Here is a 20,101-nt window from a genome sequence, read left to right as displayed (position 1 = left end):
GAGATGACCACGTTGATAGGCTATAGGTGTAAAGGCAGTAATGTCATAGCCGAGTAGTACTAATTACCCGTAGGCTTATGTACATCGCTTGCCCCTTTTTTAAGGGGTAGCACACTCTTTAGAATTTAAGGATCCAATATAGAAGAATATCTTTTTATCTCAGTATGTTACAATATTAGAGTTATGTAAATAACCAAAGATTTAAGGTGGTTATAGCAATGGGGCTCACCTCTTACCATTCCGAACAGAGTAGTTAAGCCCATTAGCGCAGATGGTACTGCCATCCGGTGGGAGAGTATGTCGCCGCCTTTTTTAAAACTCCTCAGTCTATTATTTAGTCTGAGGAGTTTTTTTGTTTAGATACTTTATGAAATAATATGTTTTTTTATCTTACCTATATAATAATTAAGTGGTACACTTTATGATCAAAGAAGCCTGTGTAGAAACCTTACAACAAGCCATAAGAGCTCAGCGAAAGGGTGCAAACAGAATTGAATTGTGTAGATAGTAGGTATTATTTCTTGTTCAATAAATAATACTTGTTTTTATTGTTTTGTTGTGGCTGTTTTGATTAGAAAGACTTTCGTATTATTTATACACCTTAATCAAAAAGCTTTTTTCTAGTTGAGAATCCCTTTTATTTGAATTTAAAAATTTCAAAGATAATCTACTTACTTTGTAATCTTTAAACGTTTGAATTATTTCACTTTTAAAGCCTAGCATATTTAGTTTGGGTTTTAATTCTTCGTAATTATTGGTAACGGAAAGAAATGGTGTAATAGGAAATTTAGAGTTTTCTAACTGAATTACATCAATATTTTTTTGCAAATAGAAATCTAGAGACCACTTATATTCATTATTAAATTGATGTATTGGTAAGTGATTTAGATTTGTGTTATTATGTATGTAGTTTGCAATTGATTCACCACTTTGATACTTTAATAAATTTGGATAAAAATAGGTGTTAAGATTAAAATTGAGCAGAATGGTAGCTACACAGGAAGTTATAATTAGTTTAGAAGATTTTGTGGTCGTTTGGCTGATCAAAATAATTGAAAGACCTACTAAAATAAGTGTTCCAGTTATGGTGGTTACAGATATAGTAGTGTTAAATCTTATTAAGTAGAGTCCAATAATAGCTAAGCAAGATATTACTGCAATAAAGTAAGATAGACCTAAGAAGAAGTTGATGGTTTTGGTTTTATTTAATTGCTTTAAGGAAAGAAAATATCCTGCTACAAAAATACTCATTAGTGGAATTAGAGAATTTAAATAGTGAGGTAATTTAGATTTAGAAAAACTTATAAGAACTAAAGTAATGAAACTTCCTCCAATGGATAGTATTTCTATTAGTTTTTTTCGTTTTACAATTTTTTGGATAGTTTCAAAAGTTCCTATATAATATGCAATTGACCAAGGAAAGAATACCCATAGAAGGCTATGAAAGAAAAAGAAGTTGTCATTGCTTTTCTGAAAATCTTTGGCAGCCATTCTATTAAAACTATGATCCCAAAGGATGAATTTTAATCCTGAATGATTATTGGTTTCGTTAATCATAATTTCGGGATGTAAGTCAAATTGGATATAAAATGCATACAGAACGGGCGTAATGCCTAAGACAAAAAAGCCTAGACCTACTAATGTTTTTAGTGAAATTAATGGTTTGTAATTTTTTGTGTAAATGATTTGGCAAAGAATAGACAATCCTATCACAAAAATTCCCAGATGTCCTTTGGTTGAAAATGCTATGGCAGATCCTAATGCACCTAGAATTATTGATTTATAACTTTGTCTTTGTAAATAGCTATTCAATTGCCAAATAGAAAAAATGACGGCACCTGTAAGAACCGCATCTGTTCTTACATCATGGTTTGCCAATATAATGGTTTGTGAGGTTAAGAATATAGCAGCTGCAGCATGAGAAAAGCTTTTGTTTTTGTATAAATCATTAAACAATCGATAGCATGAATACGCTCCTAATAGTGTAAATAACAGAGCTGGAATTCGATAGGCTACATGATTGATTCCAAATATTTTCATGGAAATCGCCGCAAGCCAAAAATGCATGTGTGGTTTATCTAAATACGGATCTACACCTTTATACAGATGAATAAAATCGTTGTTTAATACCATTCTCATTGCCATTGTAGCATGCTGAGCACTATCACTTTCCATTACCGGAATAAAAAGTCCCGCAGTATATACAATAGCAATTAAAAAATATAAAATATAAAAACTGGTAGTTGTTGTTAGGTTAATTTTCATATTTGATTCCCGAATTGAGTAGAAATTTTCATTAAGCTGATTTTATGTTTTGATTTCCTTTTAAAGAATTATAAGTATGAACTTTTCTCACTTTATATGGCTTTTTATTTTGTGATTCAAAATAGGTTCGCATTAGTAAATCTGCCAAAATACCCATAGTGAAAAATTGAATGCCAACGATGGTTAATAAAATTCCTAAGAGTAACAATGGACGATCACCAATATCATTTCCTAAAAATTTCACTATTAATAAATAACTATTAATGAGTATTCCAATCGAAAAGAATATAAGACCAATGTTTCCAAAAAGATACATGGGTTTTTGCAAATGTTTTCTTTTAAAAATAATGAGGAGTAGATCATTTACAACCTTAAATGTACGTTCTAGACCATATTTTGATTGGCCAAATTTTCTGGGATAATGATTTACGCTAACCTCTTTGATTCTGGCTCCATTCAAAAAAGCAATTAAGTTGATGAATCTATGCATTTCTCCATATAAGCGTAATTCTTTTGCTGTTTCATTTGTGAAAACTTTTATAGCGCAACCTTGATCTTTTAAATTTAAATTGGTTGCTTTTCTGATGATGAAATTTGCAATTTTAGACGGAATTGTTTTAAAAAAATGATCTTTCCTATTTTCTCTAAACCCTGTAACTACATCCCAATCTTCACTCTCTGCAGTATCTACCATTTTTAAAATATCATCCGGGTCATTTTGTAAATCACCGTCCATAGTTACTATGAAATCTCCAGAAGCATATTCAATACCCGCCGCTAATGCTAAACTTTGCCCATAATTTTTTTTAAGTTCAATAAGGTGAACATGATCGTCTTGAAGGTTTTTGATGGTTTCCCGCGTTTTATCGGTGGAAAAATCGTCAACATAAATTATTTGGTATGAAACTCCAGTAAGTGCTAGGTTAATTTTCTCGGTTAACAATGGTATGTTTTCCTCTTCATTATATACCGGAATGATGACGGAAATGTAAAAGTTGTTATGAGACATGCAGTAAAGTTGGTTAGTTGTGTTTGATAACTCTAAAGTAGTAAAACTTTATTATAAGTAGACGTTAGATTTTGATACAAAAAAAGCTTACTCAAAAGAGTAAGCTTTTTATATGGATGATTTTATGTTTTTGAATTATTTAAATTCCGAAACGTAATGCAATTTAACACTCGGATATTTAGATTTGGCCATGTCTATAGAGAATGCTGAATCTGCTAAAAATACTAGCTGACCTTTTTTGTCTTTCGCTAGGAATTTTTGTTTTACTCTTAAAAACTCTTGGTATTCTTCATTTTTAGGATCTTCAGCTTCTACCCAACACGCTTTGTAAACAGGGAAGTTTTCATAGGTACATTTGGCTCCGTATTCGTGTTCTAAACGATATTGAATTACTTCGTATTGAAGTGCTCCAACGGTACCAATGATTTTTCTTCCGTTTAATTCTAATGTAAATAACTGTGCAACTCCTTCATCCATTAACTGGTCAATTCCTTTGTTAAGCTGTTTTGCTTTCATAGGATCGGCGTTGTTGATGTAACGGAAATGTTCCGGAGAGAAACTAGGAATTCCTTTGAATCTAATTTCTTCACCTTCGGTAAGTGTATCACCAATTTTAAAGTTTCCGGTATCGTGCAAACCAACAATATCACCGGCAAAAGAAATATCTACGATCTCTTTTTTCTCAGCAAAGAAAGCATTTGGACTACTAAACTTTAGTTTTTTGTTATTTCTAACATGTAAATACGGTTTGTTACGCTCAAAAGTTCCTGAAACAATTTTAATAAAAGCCAAACGGTCACGGTGTTTCGGATCCATGTTTGCGTGAATTTTAAATACAAATCCGGTGAACGTTTCTTCATAAGGATCTACCAAACGAACATCGCCTTGTTTTGGTCTTGGTGAAGGTGCTAAATCAATAAAACAATCTAACAATTCACGAACCCCAAAGTTATTCAGAGCCGAGCCGAAGAAAACGGGTTGTTGTTCACCTTTTAAATAGGCTTCACGTTCAAAATCTGGATATACTTCATACACCAATTCTAAATTCTCACGAAGATCAGCTGCATGTTTTTCTCCAATAATTTTATCAAGTTCAGGATTGCTGATGTCGTCAAAAGCAATAGTTTCTTCAATATTCTTTCTACTGTCGCCGCTAAACAAGTTGATGTTCTTTTCCCAAATGTTATAGATTCCTTTAAAATCATATCCCATTCCAATCGGGAAACTCAACGGAGTTACCGATAATCCTAGCTTTTGCTCTACTTCATCCAATAAATCAAAAGCATCTTTACCTTCACGGTCTAGTTTGTTGATGAAAACAATCATCGGAATGTTTCGCATTCTACAAACTTCTACCAATTTTTCAGTTTGTTCCTCAACCCCTTTTGCAACGTCAATAACTACAATAACACTATCTACAGCGGTTAATGTTCTAAATGTATCTTCAGCAAAGTCTTTGTGACCAGGCGTATCTAGAATATTGATTTTTTTCTCCTTGTAGTTAAAAGCAAGTACCGAAGTAGCTACCGAAATTCCACGTTGGCGCTCAATTTCCATAAAGTCACTCGTAGCGCCTTTTTTAATCTTATTACTCTTTACAGCTCCTGCTTCTTGAATCGCACCACCAAATAACAATAATTTTTCAGTTAATGTGGTTTTACCTGCATCGGGGTGCGATATGATTCCAAACGTTCTTCTCTTCGAAATTTCTTTGCTTAACGACATGCTTTTAATTTAAAGTGCAAAAATAGAATTATTTGATAACTTAACTAACAAGCAACACGCTTAATCCGCAGAATAGTTAGGAAATACAGCCTTGAATTTTGTAGATTTGCTTAATTTGAAAAAAGAAGAATGGCAGAAGAAAGATTGATCTTAGTAAACGAAAAGGACGAGCCTATTGGGTTGATGCCAAAAATGGAAACCCATGAAAAAGGATTGTTGCACAGAGCTTTTTCAGTTTTTATCATGAATGATAAAGGAGAAACCATGTTGCAGCGAAGAGCTTTACATAAATACCATTCTCCGGGATTATGGACCAATACGTGTTGCAGTCATCAACGTGAAGGTGAAACCAATATTGAAGCCGGAAAAAGACGCATGATGGAAGAAATGGGCTGTACTGCCGAGCTTACCGAATTATTTTCTTTCATTTACAAAGCTCCGTTTGATAACGGCTTGACCGAGCATGAGTTTGATCATGTCATGGTTGGTTATAGTAATGAAGCGCCCAATATCAATCCAGATGAAGTTGCAGAGTGGAAATGGATGTCTCTAAATGATATCAAACTAGATATTGCTAAAAATCCTGCTGATTATACAGAATGGTTTAAGATCATTTTTGAAAAATTCTATCATCATCTGCCAAATACCATGACTCATGAGAGCTAGAGTAAGTAGAAAAGCTCATTTCAATGCGGCACATCGTTTGCACAATCCTAATTGGTCTGCTGAAAAAAACAAAGAAATTTACGGGAAATGTAACTACCCAAATTACCATGGTCACAACTATGAATTGGTAGTGCATGTTATTGGTGAAATAGATCAGGAATCTGGATTTGTCATGGATTTAGGAATCTTGAAAAGTTTGATCGGTGAACATGTTGAAGAAGCATTAGATCACAAAAACTTGAATTTAGATGTACCTGAATTCAAAGAAATAATTCCGACAGCTGAGAATATAGCTAAGGTAATTTTTCATAAATTACGTCCTCATATAAAAGAAACTTTAGACTTGCAGGTAACACTTTACGAAACACCTAGAAATTTTGTAACATACCCTGTTTAATTAACTGTAACCAAAAATACTATGAATCTGTATCCATTCAAATTCCAACCAATTTTAAAAGAACGTTTGTGGGGTGGAACCAAATTGAACACCGTTTTAGAAAAACCAATCACTTCTGATATTACAGGAGAAAGTTGGGAATTATCTGCTGTTCCAGGAGATATTTCTGTGGTTGCCAACGGTGAACTTGCCGATACTTCTTTACAAGAAATTATCAATGAAGCTAAAGGAGCTTTGTTGGGCGAAAAAGTGTACGAGCGTTTCGGAACTGATTTCCCTATTTTGATCAAATTCATCGATGCTAAACAAGATCTTTCTATTCAAGTGCATCCAAATGATGAATTGGCAAAAGAGCGTCACAACTCGTTTGGAAAAACTGAAATGTGGTACATTATGCAAGCCGATCCAGGATCTGAATTGATTGTTGGCTTCAACAAAGATGTAAGCAAAGCTGAATATCAAGAGCATTTAGATAATAATACGGTTACTGATTTAATGAATTATGAAGCCGTTAAAGAAGGCGATACATTTTTTATAAATACGGGAACTATTCATGCTATTGGAGCAGGAATTATGTTAGCAGAAATTCAACAGACTTCTGATATTACTTACAGAGTTTACGATTTCAACAGAAAGGATAAAGAAGGAAATCTTCGTGAATTACATACCGAACTTGCGCTAGATGCGATTACGTATGAAAAGAAAGATGATTTCAAAGTGGAATACAAAAACGAAGAGAACGTTTGTGGCGAGATGGTAGATTGCCCGTATTTCACAACCAATTATTGGAACATTACCAAAGAAACTAAGATAGATGTAACAGAGCGCGATTCTTTTACCATTTTCATGTGTACAAAAGGAGCTGCTACGATTACAACTCCAGCAGGAGCTATCGATATTAAAAAAGGAGAAACCGTTTTACTTCCGGCAGATTCTAAGCAAATCACTATTTCTGATGATGCTGTAGAATTGTTAGAAGTTTACATTTCATAAAAATTGAATTATGGCAAATATTAGAGATCTTAAAAAAGATATCAACTACGTTTTAGGTGATATCATTGAAACTGTTTACATCTGGGAAGTAGCCGCAGACAAAGCGAATGCTTCGGAAGGACAAGCAATTATTGATGAAGCTATTCAAGTTTTTGATGAATTGATGGCAAAAGTAAATGACAGGTCTGTAGAAGACAAAAAGGCTCATTTAAAATCAGTTAGAATCGAGTTAGAAGAGAAGGCTACAGCTTTGGTAGAAAAAGTGAATCAACTTTCTTGAAAAAAATTTCAAAAGCGCTTGCAGATATAAAAAACAGTGTTATATTTGCACCCGCAATGCCGATGTAGCTCAGCTGGCTAGAGCAGCTGATTTGTAATCAGCAGGTCGTGGGTTCGAGTCCCTCTATCGGCTCAAGCAAAAAGCCTCCTTAAACAAGGAGGCTTTTTTTATGGAGTTTACGCAAGTTCTTGATACAAAAAAAGCTCTTGTAAAAAGAGCTTTGATTCAGATATGTAAGTCAATTTATTTCTTTTTCTTATCCTTTTCATAAGGAAATTTTCTGGCCGCTTTTTTCATCATATCAGTAATGATCTCATAGGTGTTTTTTCCAGATTTTTTGTTGATCTCTTTTTCGTATTTCCAAAGAAGCTTACTGGTTTTACCGTCAGAAATTTTAATAGCAATTCTTCCGTAACCGGAATCTCCCAGAAGGTAGTCAAAAATGTCGAAATCGGTAGAAACTCCTTCAGAAATTAGTGCTTTGAGCGTAAGGTTTCCACTAATGATACCATCTACTCCTAAAATTTCAGATAATTGCTTAGTGGTGTAAATATCAATATTATCAATTGTGATTCCTTTCTTTGCAAGCATACTGTTCGTAATTCCAGTATTTTGAAAGGATACTGAAAACTTCTTTTTCTGTTTTTGCTTTAAAAAATAGGTTTCAATAGCGTTTTGAACGGCATAGCCTTCTTTCTCAGCTAGTTTTTTTAAATTTTCTTTAGAAATGTTCTTTGAATCTTCTAAATGTAAAGTAGCGTAAAACGGCATTATGGCCAATGTTTTATGATCTTTGCTTAGCTCATCAAAACTTTCACTGGTATAAATGTTTTTTTGAGCATAAGTAGTCACATTTAGTAATAGGAATAAAAGAAACAATAATTTTTTCATGTTGTTATTTTAGAATTTCATATTGAATTTTACATTGAATACACGGCCCGTCATGTAATTGGGAATTCCATATTGTCTTTTGGTATAGACATCGCGTACCCAAGTATTGGTAATAGAATTTAAGTTTTCAAAAATATTATAAATCTCGAAACCAACAGTAAATTCTTTGAAAGGATGTAACCAATGTCCTTTCGGGAATTTTTTCTCACTATCTGTTAATACATACGAAAAACCGGCATCAGCTCTTTTATAAGAATCTAATCTTGTTTGATACACGTAAGGGTCGGCATAACTTGGAGAGCCACCAGGAACTCCTGTATTGTAGGTTAAATTCAAGTACATTTTAAGTGATGGAATATTTGGTACATAATCTTGAAAAAGAAGTCCAAATTTTAACCGTTGATCTGTTGGTCTCGCAATGTAGCCACGATTGTCTATGTTTTCTTCAGTCTTAAGATATCCAAAACTCACCCAACTCTCAGTTCCGGGAACAAACTCCCCGTTCATTTGAAGATCTAAACCGTATGCATAGGCTTCGGCATTATTGTCTGCCTGATAACGAATGCGCACGTTTTCTATGGTGTAGGTGTTTACATCTGTAAGTTTTTTGTAATAAGCTTCTGTGGTTAATTTAAATGGCCGCTTCCATAGCTGAAAACTATAATCATTTCCAAATACAGCATGAATAGATTTTTGTGCTTTCACATTAGGATTTACCATCCCCGTAGAATCTCTTAATTCTCTATAAAATGGAGGTTGATAGTAAATTCCTCCAGAAAGTCGAAAAAGCATGTCTTTCTCCCAATTTGGTTTAATGGCAAATTGCCCTCTAGGACTTATAATGGTTTGGTTGGTGGTTTCTATATTTTCACCACTAACTGTCCAGTTTTGCATGCGAACACCCGCATTAAAATACAAATCTGTGTTTTTTGCCGTAGTAGTTCTGTAGCTCCATTGCCCAAAAGCAGAAACTCTGTCAATATTAGTATAATTGGTAGCTCTTACAGATTGATAGGAAACCAATGGACCTTCATAAGCATTGTATGGCTGATCGTTTGCTGGTTCAAAATAAGGTCTGATTGCAAATCCTGCAGAATCTATACTTTCCCATTCCACCAAACGATCTCTTATGTCTTCATGGGTATATTTAATTCCCCATTCTATTTGATGATCATTTTTGTTAAAGGTTCCTTTGTGCTGAAGATTAAAAATGAGTGCGTCCAAATCATTTCTAGCGTGGTTTAACTGTGAACCAATACCTTCTGAATATTCCACTTCTCCTAAATCTTCACTTCCTATACTTGTATTCACATCGCCCATTCGGTATTGCGCCAAAATATCAAAATACTCCTGTTCGGTGGTATGATAGGCAGAACCAATGAGTTTAAGAACCGTATTTTCATTCACCAAATAATTGGCTTTAAAAGCTCCAAATGTGGTCAAATATTCATCTTCTTCTTGTCCCTCGTAATAAATAAGCAACGCAACAGGATCATCAATAGTTCCAAAGTTTGTTTGGCGTGTCAACGGACTATAATTGTATTGGTTGATGGAAACATTGCCCAAGAAATTCAACGTGAATTTTTCTGAAAATTGATATGTAAGATAGGTTTGAAAATCCGCAAAAATAGGATCGTAATTCGTTTCTGTTTGTTTTGAATTCACAAGCAAACTATTGTTGCGGTAACGAATTCCCGAAATAGAAGAAAATTTTTTGTTTTTGGAATTCGTAGCCAAAGAAGCACTTGCGCCTAAGAGGCTACCGCTTACGGTTGCACCAAAATCGGTAGGCGTTTTATAGGTAATATCTAGTACTGAAGACATTTTATCGCCATATTTAGCCTGAAATCCTCCAGCGGAAAATTCTACATTTTGAACTAAATCAGTATTCACAAAACTCAATCCTTCTTGTTGCCCAGATCGGATTAAAAAAGGTCTATAAACTTCAATTTCGTTGACATACACTAGGTTTTCATCATAATTTCCACCGCGAACCGAGTATTGAGAACTCAATTCATTGTTCGAAATAACACCGGCAAATGTTTTGATAATATTCTCCACGCCAGGTTGTGCTCCAGGAATGTTCTCTATGGTTTTTGGGTCTATAGTTTTAACTCCTTCAACTTGTTTGTTTCCGTTTTCGGTAATGATTACTTGCCCAATATCTTGTACGTCAAAAGACATTACTGGGTGTAGTTTATAAACTTCTTTTGGTTCTAGTGGAAGAATTTTAATTGGAATTTTCTTAAAAGATAGATGGCTAAATATAATAGTAATCTCTTTGTTAGCAGTAACCTGAATGTTGTAAAAACCGTTTTCGTTACTTACTGTATTTTCATTGTCGGCTGTCACAACCACGCCTTCAATAGGTAAGTTGTTTTCGTCTAGAATAACTCCGGTAATATTGGCTTTTTGAGCTTGCAGGGCAAAACCTATCAAAAGGAAACTACAAAAAGTAACTAATTGTTTAAGCATGGTGGTTGTTTAATATTTCCTGAAAAAAGTGCTGGTAAAAGTAGTACTATTTCCCACATTATCGGTTACGGTAAGTTCTAATTTGTGCTTGGAACCTTCAAACTTCAGGTCGTTACAATTAAAAGTAAGTGTGTTGTTTTTGTATTCGTATTCCGTTAAAATCCATTTGCCATCAATAGTTGCTTTATAGGATTTAATACCACTAAGATCATCGCTTATGGTAAAAAGGAGATAATTGTAATTGGAAAGCCATTGGTTGTCTTTAAAATTTTGAGCTTTTACTACAGGCGGCGTACTATCTCTAAGGATTTTGTATGTACCCAAACTGCGCGTTCGTGTACTCATAGAAGTTCCTTTTAATCGCGTAGGTTCATACATAGGATTTCCACGATAGTTATAACTCGCAATAAAATATTGGTCAAGATGAGGATCGTCTTTCATATCACTGATGTCAAAATTGATAGAAAAATAATCGGCCGCAGGTGTTTCTCTGTTATGAACGTATAACGCATCTTCATCACTTTTCAAATCGATATAGAAATTTTTGTAAAATGTGTTCGCAGGGAAATAAATTGAAGCATTTCCTATTTCATAAAAATTATCACGATTCGCCATCAAGTAATAATTGGTTTTTTCCATCTCTGGAGCATTTGTCACAGCATGGTCTTTTCCTTTTACAGGAATATGAATGCTGGTAATGTTATCTTCAAAATCCTTTAGATTGATGGTGATATTGTAGTTTTTACCGGGTTCAATCAATATTTTTCCATCGTTTACCTGATGACTGTAAATGGATAAATGATTTCCAGAATCTAAATAGCATTTTTGATAACGCTGTCCGCTTCCAGCAAATTTTGCATAATCGATATAAGTGTTTATTTGTCTGCTTTCTGCAAAAGAAAAGGTTTCAAAATCTAATTTCACGTAAGGAGAACCGTTTACCAATACATCCACTGCGTAAATTCCGTTATGATTGTAAGCACCATCTTGACGGTCAAAACCTTTAAAGCCAAAAGATATATAGCCACTCGCAGTGATAGGATCGGCTAAGAAAACACCGTTATTTTGTTGCGTGTAATTTAATTGATAGGTGCCTTGTTTTCCATTAATTTGAGCATTCCAACCTAGTGTATATCCTACCAAACCTTGTAACACAGGAGCTTGAGAATCTTTGATGTCAATGCCAAAAAATAGTGGATTTATAATATGTTCTGTTTCAGAATCACGTACTTCAAAATGCAAATGTGGTCCTCCGCTACCTCCGGTATTTCCAGAAAATGCAACCACATCACCTTGCGAAACTTTTAGTTCATCAAATTTTGGGAAAAGTTCTATTTCGTACGATTCGTCTTGGTATTGTTTTTCTTTTATGTAGGCTTCAATATCTTTTCCAAACTTGGTCAAATGTCCATAAACTGTGGTGTAACCATTCGGATGCGTAATGTACAACGCTTTTCCATAGCCGTAGTGAGATATTTTAATACGGCTCACATAACCATCGGCTACGCTATATACTTTAAGCCCTTCTCGTTGCTGTGTTTTAATGTCGATTCCGGAGTGGTAATGATTGCTGCGTAGTTCGCCAAAGTTTCCGGCAAGTACTAGTGGAATGTCTAACGGATTGATAAAGTCGTTTTTAGGGTATTCTTTTTGTCCAAAAGAAACCAAACAGGAAAGAAAAAGTAGCCAATAAAGTTTATTCATACAGCAAAGAAATCAGAATTAATCAAGCATTCAAAACAACAGACGCTAAAATACAACCAAAAAAAATGATTTTTATTGTGCTTTAACTACTTAGCTTCTATTGCTTAAAGAAAGCATAAAAAAAGTTGTGAAGATGTCTGCGGAATAGTAACTTTGTATTTATTGTATTGAATTGAGTAGCTCGATGGAAGATCTTAATAATGTCGTTGATTCTCTTGAAAAGAAGATACATATCTTGTTGCAAAAACTCGATGGTATTTCTGAGCAAAACGAAGCCCTTTCAAAAGAACTTACAATGGCGCAGCAAGAGCACCAAAGGCTACAGCAAGAAACAGCAAATTGGCAGGAAAAATACAACTCGCTGAAACTTGCAAATTCAATGCTTGGCAGTACGCAAGATAAAACAGAAGCTAAGCTTAAGATAAATACTTTGATTCGGGAGTTAGACCATTGTATAATGCAACTCTCTGAATAACGTTCTCAAAACAGCTGTGTATACATGAGTGATAAGCTTAAAATAAAAATTTCTATTGCAGACAGGGTATATCCCTTGACTATAGATCCTAGTCAGGAAGAAGGCCTTCGAAAAGCAGCAAAGAAAATAGAAGAGCTTATCAAGCAATTTGAACGGAGTTATGCCGTTAGAGATAAACAGGATGTTTTGGCCATGTGTGCATTACAATTTGCTGCAGCGGTGGAACAACGAGGTATTGATAAAGAAAATAATAACAAAGATTTAGAAGAAAAATTAAGATCTTTGCATAGTCTTTTAGACGATAAACTTAGTTAGATTACGTTCTTTACATAGATAATGATACTGCCTATATTGGTTTTACTTTTTTGATAAACTCAACGCTAATTTCTTTAAAAAGGGTGAGTTTAGGTTGTAAAAGCGCGCCGCTTTTTAAGCGGATTCTTGAGCAATCTGTTAGCCCTAAACCTGTTTATTACGAGTTTATACAAAACTCTAACCAGTATAGGCTTTTTTTATACATAAATTTTACAAAAAGATGGATACTATAGCAGTGTATGTTGTAATTGGTATTGTAGGTCTGGTCATCGGGTTTGCAATTGCCAAATTTTTAGAGAAGAAAAGCGCTTCCGGTATTTTGGCTACCGCTAAAAAAGAAGCTTCTACCATAGTTAAAGAAGCACAAACCGAAGGAGAAAACATAAAGAAAGACAAAATCTACCAAGCCAAAGAAAAATTCTTAGAATTGAAAGAAGCACATGAAAAAGTGATTCTTGATAAGGATAAGAAAATGGCAGATGTAGAAAAGCGCATTAGAGACAAAGAGTCTCAAGTAGGTAGCGAATTAGCCAAGTACAAAAAATCAAGTGCTGAGCTAGACGAGAAAATGAAAGACTATAATTACCGTCTTGAATTTATTGAAAAGAAGCAAGCCGAAGTTGAAAAGCTACATAAAAGTCAGGTGAATCAATTAGAAGTTATTTCTGGTTTATCTGCTGATGAAGCCAGAACTGAATTGGTAGAATCTTTAAGAGAAGAGGCGAAAAGCGATGCCATGGCGTTTATTCAGAACACGATGGAAGAAGCCAAGCTTACGGCTCAACAAGAGGCTAAAAAGATCATTATTAATACTATTCAGAGAATTGGTACAGAAGAGGCTGTTGAAAACTGTGTGTCTGTATTCAACTTAGAATCCGATGATGTAAAAGGTAGAATTATTGGTCGTGAAGGGCGTAACATTCGTGCGCTAGAATCGGCTACAGGAGTAGAAATTATTGTAGATGATACTCCGGAAGCTATCATCCTTTCTTGTTTTGATTCGGTTCGTCGTGAGGTGGCGCGTTTGTCATTACACCGTTTGGTGACTGACGGTCGTATTCACCCTGCACGTATTGAAGAAGTGGTTCAAAAAACTACGAAACAGATCGAAGAAGAGATCATTGAAGTTGGTAAACGTACCGTGATAGATCTTGGAATTCACGGATTACATCCTGAATTGATCAAAGCAGTTGGTAGAATGAAGTATCGTTCTTCTTACGGTCAAAACTTACTACAACACTCGCGTGAAGTGGCGAAACTTTGTGGTGTAATGGCTGCTGAATTAGGCTTAAATCCTAAAATGGCAAAACGTGCCGGATTGTTACACGATATTGGAAAAGTGCCAGAAACAGAAACAGAAGTTCCTCACGCTATTTTGGGTATGGAATGGGCTGAAAAATATGGCGAAAAACCTGAAGTTTGTAACGCTATTGGAGCTCACCACGATGAAATAGAAATGAAGTATTTAATTTCTCCAATTATTCAGGTTTGTGATGCTATTAGCGGAGCAAGACCGGGAGCAAGACGTCAAGTGTTGGATTCATACATTCAACGTTTGAAAGATCTTGAAGATACAGCATTCTCTTTTAACGGTGTGAAGAAAGCTTACGCTATTCAAGCAGGTAGAGAGTTGCGTGTAATTGTTGAAAGTGAAAAAGTAAATGATGAAAAAGCATCTGAACTTTCATTCAATATTTCTCAGAAAATCCAAACGGATATGACGTATCCAGGACAAGTGAAAGTAACGGTAATTAGAGAAACCAGAGCAGTGAATATTGCAAAATAATCATTGATTCTCTTTAGAAGATAAAAAAAGGAACCTATTTGGGTTCCTTTTTTAGTTGGTACACAGGGCAATACTTTTTCCTTCTGTGATACGTATCAAATCGTTTGGTGTTAACTCCATTAAAATACCTTTTTTTCCGGCACTTACATACACCTTTTCAAGAGTGTCTATACTATGGTCAAAGAATGTTTGATAGTGTTTTTTCATGCCAACTGGCGAACAACCACCACGAATATAGCCGGTAAGAGTTAGGAGCTCTTTCATGGCTGTGAGTTCTATGCTTTTTTCACTGGCAGCTTTGGCTGCTTTTTTCAGGTCTAATGCTGCTAAAACGGGCACTACAAACACATAGATTTCCTTACTTTTTCCACGTGCTATCAATGTTTTGAAAAACGCTTCCGAAGGCAATCCTAATTTTTTGTAAACCGAAGCACCATCAATTAGGTCATCATCTATGGAATAGTTATGAATGCTGTATGCAATTTTAGCAGCATCAAGTAAGCGTAACGCATTGGTTTTTGCTATTTTTTTAGCCATGTTATTGGATGTCTATTTCAAAAAGAAATACTTGCGTTAGTTGATCTGCAAAAGAATTGAAGTTGTTATCAGAAACTAAAAGTAAGCTTTGTTTTCCATTAGGTAAAACCGGACCAAAACACATTCCTTCAATATTGTCAATCACCTTATCGGTCAATTCATTTTTTACCGATTTAAAATCGAAAAGTAATTTTTTGCTGGCTGGTGTGTAGTCTACTTTTTTTAGATTTTCTTCATTCACTGTATTTGTTGCTTGGGAAGCGTCTACCTCAAAAATCTTAACGGTATTTCCGTGTGAACCATGCCCGGCGGAATAGGCTCTTTCCAATACTAAAAAATGATCCTTCTTGTATTCAAGCAATTCAGTAATTCCGTTTACGGCAAAATATTTCCATGGAATTTTAGAAATACCATCGAGTTTGTAGGCGAATTGTTTGGTCGCTTTTTTAGAGTCTTTATCATAATACGTAATTCTTGCGTAGGAACGAGTAGGGAAGAGCTTCGGTTTGGCTCCATCCTTCGTTAATGGTAATTCGGTAGCTACCCAAAAACCTTTTTGATCTGTACTTGCTGCCAAACCTTCAAAAACACCATTGTGCCTTGGCTTCTGTTCTCCTGTTGCTTTGAAATAGGAAGGGATTTCAAAAGCATCTTTAAAACTCCCATCCATATTTACTTCAAAAATAGATGGATCTTTTTCGTAATTAATACTTCCTTCACTGGTGATGACAAACTCTTTTTCTTGCGGAAGAAAGCGTATGGATTCTGGATCAAGTGTGTGTGCTTTAAAAAATGGAGCTTCAGTATCTATAAAAGTTGTTTGCTTAAATACAATCGTATCTATTTTTTGATTGGAAATTGGAATGCTAGCTTGGTAAAATCGTGCTTGTTTGGGAACATCAACAATAAAATAATAGGTATTGCTTTCGGCATCATAATCAATATTGGAAAGTCCGCCAACCTTGGTATTGTTTACCATTAAATCACCAGGAATTACGTGTTCATCCAGAAATTTTAAGGATACTTCTGCATCTTTTGCTATACGATTTGTAGTGGCGCAAGACGTGATGATGCTAGCAAATAAGATGGCTAAAACTGCTTTTTTCATTTCCATTTTCTTTTAAAGCGTAAAGAAACAAATTCGCTTACAAACAAAAAAGAGGCATAAAGCCTCTTTCAATTTTTTTAACATGGATGGGAGATTTACTTTTTGGTGGTAACCTCTATAACTCCATTTTTGCCTTCTTCACCGTATTTTTTGATGGCAGGTTCACCCTTTAACACATTGATACTTTCAATGTTTTCTGGATCTATTTTATTTTGATCAAAATCTTTGGGTTGTTTTTTTTCATCAATTACAAATAGCGGTTTTTCAGAGTTTTGAATAGTACTATTTTTTTTGATTTTAACGTACATGTCTCCATTTGGAGTTACCAAACCACTATTAGACGCTTCTATTGTTTTTTTGTCCCCATCTTTGGTTTCTATAACAATGGTTTTAATGTTCTCAGGATCTACAAATTCATCAACAACTTGCACAGAATCTGTTAGTATGATTCGTTTTACACTGGTCTTGATTTTTTTATCGTCATCATCATCATCACCGGTATAAATAGCTATATATTTCTCTTCTTTTTTGGTTTCTTCCCTAGGAGTGTCTTCTATCACTTCAATTACTTCAATGATTTCCTTTTCATCTTCAACTAATTCAAGGATCTCTGGATTTTCCTTACTATTTTGAATTGTTTTTCTGAAGGTGATTTTCTTTTTAGGAGTAGTTTCCTTTTCATCTTCAACTACCTCAATGATTTCAATGTTCATATTTTTTTCATCATCATTTCCGGCTGTTACAAACAAATGTTTTCCGCTGTTCAGCATGTCAATTTCAGAGGTGTTTGCATTGTAACCGCAAGTGATTTTACCATCCTCTTGATGTGCAAAGAAGTGAACTGGTTCTATGCCATTTGAGTTTTCAATCTTGTAATTTCCAGTTTGTCCCGCAACTTCATACGTAGATTTAAATTTCACAATGTTACCATTGGTTCTCTTAATTCCTTTTACCTTAAAGTCAACGCCCAATTTTTCTTTTAGCGTATTTTGAAAAGATGTAATTTCTGCATCGCTGGTGGTTTTGGTAATTGGAAATTCATAATGTTCCACTTTCTTTTCCTGTTGATCCTCTACCACCATAATTTGTGCTTCAGATTGGTAATTGAACATAAAAAAGAAAGCTGTAAGTAGTGGGAGTATAATTCCTAATTTTAAAGCGTGACTGTTTTTTGATTTCGATTTTTGTAACATAACGATTCGTTTTTTGATTGATAATTTAAAGAATGAACTCACCAAGGGAAGTTCGTTTTTTGATATGTGATGATTCAGTAATAAATATTGATAATTTTTGATGTTTTTGGTCTTTTGAATTGCCGCGGTATCTGCTAGAAACTCCAAGTTTTGCGATAATTGTCTTTTATAAAAATGGATGAACGGAAAGAACCATAACAGGATTGAAGCTACTTCGGCAATGATAATGTCTACAGAATGCAACTGGCGAATGTGAGCAAATTCATGCTGAAGTATGGCGCTAAATTCGGTTTTAGAGTAATTTTTTTGATTGTATACCAAATAATTAAAGAAAGAAAACGGTGTGTTTTCGTCTTCTGATTTTATCAAATGGATGTTGGATAATTTTCGTTTCAAGCCGGTAGACAATACTTTGTTTACGCTTAATAATTTTATGATTAGTCGACCACTGAAAAACAGCAAACCAGCGAAATAAACGATCGCTAATATATTGGTGGTATTCCAAAAACTTTCTTCCATAACCAGCTCACTTTGTGGTGAAGCAGTAGTTTGCAGGGAAGATTGTGGAATGTAAATGGTTTCTACATGTGTATACGTGAGCAGCGGAAACAGAAAACTGATAAAAATTCCGGCTAAAAGAAAAATTCGATTGGCTTTGAAAAACGTTTCTTTAGCCAGTAGTTGATAGCTCAAAAAGAAGAGCGTCAACAAACCACAGCTTTTAGCAATGTAAATAAGAAATGTTTCCATTATTGTTCGTTTTCAATGATGTTGATGATTTCCTTCAATTCGTCTACCGACAGTTTTTGCTCTTGTGCAAAATAGGATACCATACTTTTATAACTATTATTAAAATAATTTTCTATAGCCTTGTTCATAAACGTTTTTCGGTATTCCTCTTTCGGGATAATAGGATAATATTGATGCGTGTTTCCAAACGCATTGTGGTCTACATATCCTTTTTCCTCTAAGTTTCGGATGATGGTAGACAAAGTGTTGTAATGTGGCTTGTCTTCGGTGATCTCTTGCATCACTTCTTTTACAAAAGCTTTTTCAAGCTTCCATAAAATGATCATGATCTCTTCTTCTTTCTGCGTTAATTTTTTCATTATTCTTTCTTATGATACTTCGAAAGTAAAACTATTATTTTAGTTACACAACTATTTTTATAGTTAACCAACTGTTTTTGTAGTTAAATCATGTTAAAGAAACGGTAAGAATACTCGTTTGGCATAAAAGAAATTGTATTTTTACGTCAAATACCTTTTCATGTTACAAGACATTCTGTTTGTTATTTTCGGATTTGTACTATTGGTTTTAGGAGGAAATTGGTTGCTGAAATCTGCGGTAGCCTTATCGCTTCGGTTGGCGATTCCAAAGATCGTAATAGGAATGACCATTGTCTCCTTAGCTACGTCAGCACCAGAACTTATCGTAAGTATTAGCGCTGCGTTCAAGGGAAATCCGGATATTGCTATCGGGAATGTGGTAGGATCCAACATAGCAAACCTTGGTTTAGTACTTGGAATCACAACCATTTTGGGAAATATAGATGTGGAGAAAAATTTCTACAAAGTCAACTGGCCGGTCATGATGTTGACCAGTGTATTATTATATCTATTCGTCATATTTGATGGAACGTTAAGTTGGGTAGAAGGAATTTTATTCATTGTGTTACTAGCACTCTTTTTATGGTTTTTAGTTAAGAATGGAAAAAGTTCTGTGGTAGATGAAATGCCGGAAGATGATGAACCACTTTCTCTTTTTAAAACCCTTGCTTTTTTGGTATTGGGTGGAGTTGCGCTTTGGGGTGGTTCGGAATTGTTGATTGATGGTGCGGTTTCTTTGGCCAATGATATGAATATAAGCCAACGCATCATCGCGGTTACCGTTATTGCTATAGGAACCAGTGTGCCCGAATTGGCGGCGTCGGTGATGGCGGTGATCAAAAAAGAGAAAGCTATTTCGCTGGGGAATCTTCTAGGCTCTAATATTTTTAACATTCTAGCCGTATTGGGTGTTACTTCGGTCATTCACCCTATAGAAGTGAGTACCGCTTTTAATAGTGATTTGCTGTGGATGTTGGGTATTTCATTCCTTATTTTACCATTGGTGTTTTTTCCAAAACGAATGAGCTTAGGCTGGCGCGAAGGAATCTTTTTGTTATGTAGCTACGGGGTTTGTTTGTATTTGTCTATATAAAAATTCATATCGTAGTACTTTTTTTTGGTAGCATTCACTGACTTGATGACTGTGGTTTGTAAAGGGATGTTTTAGGGATT

The 20,101-nt window shown here is 34.8% G+C and carries 18 protein-coding genes, 1 tRNA gene, 1 rRNA gene and 1 other RNA gene; 11 read left to right on the top strand and 10 right to left on the bottom strand.

Annotated features, from left to right (window positions below):
- Positions 1–202: 202 nt before the first annotated feature.
- Positions 203–312, top strand: a 5S ribosomal RNA gene (rrf, locus tag BM383_RS17980).
- 276 nt (positions 313–588) lie between these two features.
- On the opposite strand, the gene BM383_RS17975 is transcribed toward rrf, so the two are convergent.
- The 3 genes from BM383_RS17975 to BM383_RS17965 form a co-directional block, all read right to left on the bottom strand.
- Positions 589–2,265 (bottom strand): ArnT family glycosyltransferase, encoded by a 1,677-nt coding sequence (locus BM383_RS17975; protein WP_093026541.1) that lies wholly within the window; start codon positions 2,263–2,265, stop codon positions 589–591.
- 31 nt (positions 2,266–2,296) lie between these two features.
- Positions 2,297–3,274 (bottom strand): glycosyltransferase family 2 protein, encoded by a 978-nt coding sequence (locus BM383_RS17970; protein WP_093026540.1) that lies wholly within the window; start codon positions 3,272–3,274, stop codon positions 2,297–2,299.
- A gap of 135 nt (positions 3,275–3,409) precedes the next feature.
- Positions 3,410–4,999 (bottom strand): peptide chain release factor 3, encoded by a 1,590-nt coding sequence (locus tag BM383_RS17965; protein ID WP_093026539.1) that lies wholly within the window; start codon positions 4,997–4,999, stop codon positions 3,410–3,412.
- A 129-nt stretch (positions 5,000–5,128) separates the two neighbouring features.
- Here BM383_RS17965 and idi point away from each other — a divergent pair, with 129 nt between their 5' ends.
- From idi to BM383_RS17940, 5 genes are all read left to right on the top strand, one after another.
- Positions 5,129–5,665 carry an isopentenyl-diphosphate Delta-isomerase gene (gene idi / locus BM383_RS17960; protein WP_093026538.1) on the top strand — a complete coding sequence of 179 codons (537 nt, stop codon included), beginning with the start codon at positions 5,129–5,131 and terminating at the stop codon, positions 5,663–5,665.
- The gene (locus BM383_RS17955; protein ID WP_093026537.1) at positions 5,655–6,062 is read left to right on the top strand and encodes a 6-pyruvoyl trahydropterin synthase family protein; all 408 of its coding nucleotides are present in this window, start codon (positions 5,655–5,657) and stop codon (positions 6,060–6,062) included. Before idi ends, BM383_RS17955 begins: the two co-directional genes overlap by 11 nt.
- Positions 6,063–6,089: 27 nt before the next feature.
- Positions 6,090–7,055, top strand: a complete 966-nt coding sequence (locus BM383_RS17950) for a type I phosphomannose isomerase catalytic subunit (protein WP_093026544.1) — start codon at positions 6,090–6,092, stop codon at positions 7,053–7,055.
- Positions 7,056–7,065: 10 nt separating this feature from the next.
- Entirely contained in the window at positions 7,066–7,335 is a 270-nt protein-coding gene (locus BM383_RS17945; RefSeq protein WP_093026536.1) for a hypothetical protein, read from the top strand.
- Between the two features lie 58 nt (positions 7,336–7,393).
- Positions 7,394–7,467 (top strand) — tRNA-Thr (locus BM383_RS17940).
- Positions 7,468–7,578: 111 nt separating this feature from the next.
- On the opposite strand, the gene BM383_RS17935 is transcribed toward BM383_RS17940, so the two are convergent.
- The 3 genes from BM383_RS17935 to BM383_RS17925 are packed head-to-tail and all read right to left on the bottom strand — an operon-like array spanning position 7,579 to position 12,405.
- Positions 7,579–8,226, bottom strand: a complete 648-nt coding sequence (locus BM383_RS17935) for a hypothetical protein (RefSeq protein ID WP_093026535.1) — start codon at positions 8,224–8,226, stop codon at positions 7,579–7,581.
- Positions 8,227–8,235: 9 nt separating this feature from the next.
- Entirely contained in the window at positions 8,236–10,701 is a 2,466-nt protein-coding gene (locus tag BM383_RS17930; RefSeq protein WP_093026534.1) for a TonB-dependent receptor, read from the bottom strand.
- A 9-nt stretch (positions 10,702–10,710) separates the two neighbouring features.
- Complete coding sequence (locus tag BM383_RS17925; protein ID WP_093026533.1) at positions 10,711–12,405, bottom strand: M23 family metallopeptidase; 1,695 nt, start codon at positions 12,403–12,405, stop codon at positions 10,711–10,713.
- A gap of 184 nt (positions 12,406–12,589) precedes the next feature.
- Here BM383_RS17925 and BM383_RS17920 point away from each other — a divergent pair, with 184 nt between their 5' ends.
- The 4 genes from BM383_RS17920 to rny all read left to right on the top strand — a co-directional run bounded on the left by BM383_RS17920 (position 12,590) and on the right by rny (position 14,981).
- Positions 12,590–12,880 carry a hypothetical protein gene (locus BM383_RS17920; RefSeq protein ID WP_093026532.1) on the top strand — a complete coding sequence of 97 codons (291 nt, stop codon included), beginning with the start codon at positions 12,590–12,592 and terminating at the stop codon, positions 12,878–12,880.
- A 24-nt stretch (positions 12,881–12,904) separates the two neighbouring features.
- Positions 12,905–13,195: a cell division protein ZapA gene (locus BM383_RS17915; RefSeq protein WP_093026531.1), complete on the top strand. Its 291-nt coding sequence runs from the start codon at positions 12,905–12,907 to the stop codon at positions 13,193–13,195.
- Positions 13,196–13,252: 57 nt separating this feature from the next.
- Positions 13,253–13,362, top strand: a non-coding RNA gene (ssrS, locus tag BM383_RS17910) — 6S RNA.
- Between the two features lie 53 nt (positions 13,363–13,415).
- Positions 13,416–14,981, top strand: coding sequence for a ribonuclease Y (rny, locus tag BM383_RS17905; RefSeq protein WP_093026530.1), 1,566 nt, complete (start codon positions 13,416–13,418; stop codon positions 14,979–14,981).
- A 51-nt stretch (positions 14,982–15,032) separates the two neighbouring features.
- On the opposite strand, the gene ybaK is transcribed toward rny, so the two are convergent.
- From ybaK to BM383_RS17885, 4 genes are all read right to left on the bottom strand, one after another.
- The gene (ybaK, locus tag BM383_RS17900; RefSeq protein WP_093026529.1) at positions 15,033–15,518 is read right to left on the bottom strand and encodes a Cys-tRNA(Pro) deacylase; all 486 of its coding nucleotides are present in this window, start codon (positions 15,516–15,518) and stop codon (positions 15,033–15,035) included.
- Between the two features lies 1 nt (position 15,519).
- On the bottom strand, positions 15,520–16,626 hold the full coding sequence (locus BM383_RS17895; protein ID WP_093026543.1) for an esterase-like activity of phytase family protein: 1,107 nt from the start codon (positions 16,624–16,626) through the stop codon (positions 15,520–15,522).
- A 95-nt stretch (positions 16,627–16,721) separates the two neighbouring features.
- Positions 16,722–18,569 carry a M56 family metallopeptidase gene (locus BM383_RS17890; RefSeq protein WP_093026528.1) on the bottom strand — a complete coding sequence of 616 codons (1,848 nt, stop codon included), beginning with the start codon at positions 18,567–18,569 and terminating at the stop codon, positions 16,722–16,724.
- Complete coding sequence (locus BM383_RS17885) at positions 18,569–18,928, bottom strand: BlaI/MecI/CopY family transcriptional regulator (RefSeq protein WP_093026527.1); 360 nt, start codon at positions 18,926–18,928, stop codon at positions 18,569–18,571. Before BM383_RS17885 ends, BM383_RS17890 begins: the two co-directional genes overlap by 1 nt.
- Positions 18,929–19,088: 160 nt before the next feature.
- Here BM383_RS17885 and BM383_RS17880 point away from each other — a divergent pair, with 160 nt between their 5' ends.
- Positions 19,089–20,021: a calcium/sodium antiporter gene (locus tag BM383_RS17880; RefSeq protein ID WP_093026526.1), complete on the top strand. Its 933-nt coding sequence runs from the start codon at positions 19,089–19,091 to the stop codon at positions 20,019–20,021.
- The last annotated feature ends 80 nt before the right edge of the window (positions 20,022–20,101 follow it).

It is taken from the genome of Pustulibacterium marinum (assembly GCF_900116665.1).
GTDB classification, from domain to species: domain Bacteria; phylum Bacteroidota; class Bacteroidia; order Flavobacteriales; family Flavobacteriaceae; genus Pustulibacterium; species Pustulibacterium marinum.
This window is presented reverse-complemented; position numbering and strand designations above follow the sequence as displayed.

Coding starts and splice junctions, on each gene's coding strand:
- BM383_RS17930 (WP_093026534.1), bottom strand. CDS start 10,701: ATGCTTAAACAATTAGTTACTTTTTGTAGTTTCCTTTTGATAGGTTTT.
- BM383_RS17920 (WP_093026532.1), top strand. CDS start 12,590: ATGGAAGATCTTAATAATGTCGTTGATTCTCTTGAAAAGAAGATACAT.
- BM383_RS17955 (WP_093026537.1), top strand. CDS start 5,655: ATGAGAGCTAGAGTAAGTAGAAAAGCTCATTTCAATGCGGCACATCGT.
- BM383_RS17880 (WP_093026526.1), top strand. CDS start 19,089: ATGTTACAAGACATTCTGTTTGTTATTTTCGGATTTGTACTATTGGTT.
- BM383_RS17895 (WP_093026543.1), bottom strand. CDS start 16,626: ATGAAAAAAGCAGTTTTAGCCATCTTATTTGCTAGCATCATCACGTCT.
- rny (WP_093026530.1), top strand. CDS start 13,416: ATGGATACTATAGCAGTGTATGTTGTAATTGGTATTGTAGGTCTGGTC.
- BM383_RS17915 (WP_093026531.1), top strand. CDS start 12,905: ATGAGTGATAAGCTTAAAATAAAAATTTCTATTGCAGACAGGGTATAT.
- BM383_RS17890 (WP_093026528.1), bottom strand. CDS start 18,569: ATGGAAACATTTCTTATTTACATTGCTAAAAGCTGTGGTTTGTTGACG.
- BM383_RS17970 (WP_093026540.1), bottom strand. CDS start 3,274: ATGTCTCATAACAACTTTTACATTTCCGTCATCATTCCGGTATATAAT.
- BM383_RS17975 (WP_093026541.1), bottom strand. CDS start 2,265: ATGAAAATTAACCTAACAACAACTACCAGTTTTTATATTTTATATTTT.
- BM383_RS17925 (WP_093026533.1), bottom strand. CDS start 12,405: ATGAATAAACTTTATTGGCTACTTTTTCTTTCCTGTTTGGTTTCTTTT.
- ybaK (WP_093026529.1), bottom strand. CDS start 15,518: ATGGCTAAAAAAATAGCAAAAACCAATGCGTTACGCTTACTTGATGCT.
- idi (WP_093026538.1), top strand. CDS start 5,129: ATGGCAGAAGAAAGATTGATCTTAGTAAACGAAAAGGACGAGCCTATT.
- BM383_RS17945 (WP_093026536.1), top strand. CDS start 7,066: ATGGCAAATATTAGAGATCTTAAAAAAGATATCAACTACGTTTTAGGT.
- BM383_RS17965 (WP_093026539.1), bottom strand. CDS start 4,999: ATGTCGTTAAGCAAAGAAATTTCGAAGAGAAGAACGTTTGGAATCATA.
- BM383_RS17935 (WP_093026535.1), bottom strand. CDS start 8,226: ATGAAAAAATTATTGTTTCTTTTATTCCTATTACTAAATGTGACTACT.
- BM383_RS17885 (WP_093026527.1), bottom strand. CDS start 18,928: ATGAAAAAATTAACGCAGAAAGAAGAAGAGATCATGATCATTTTATGG.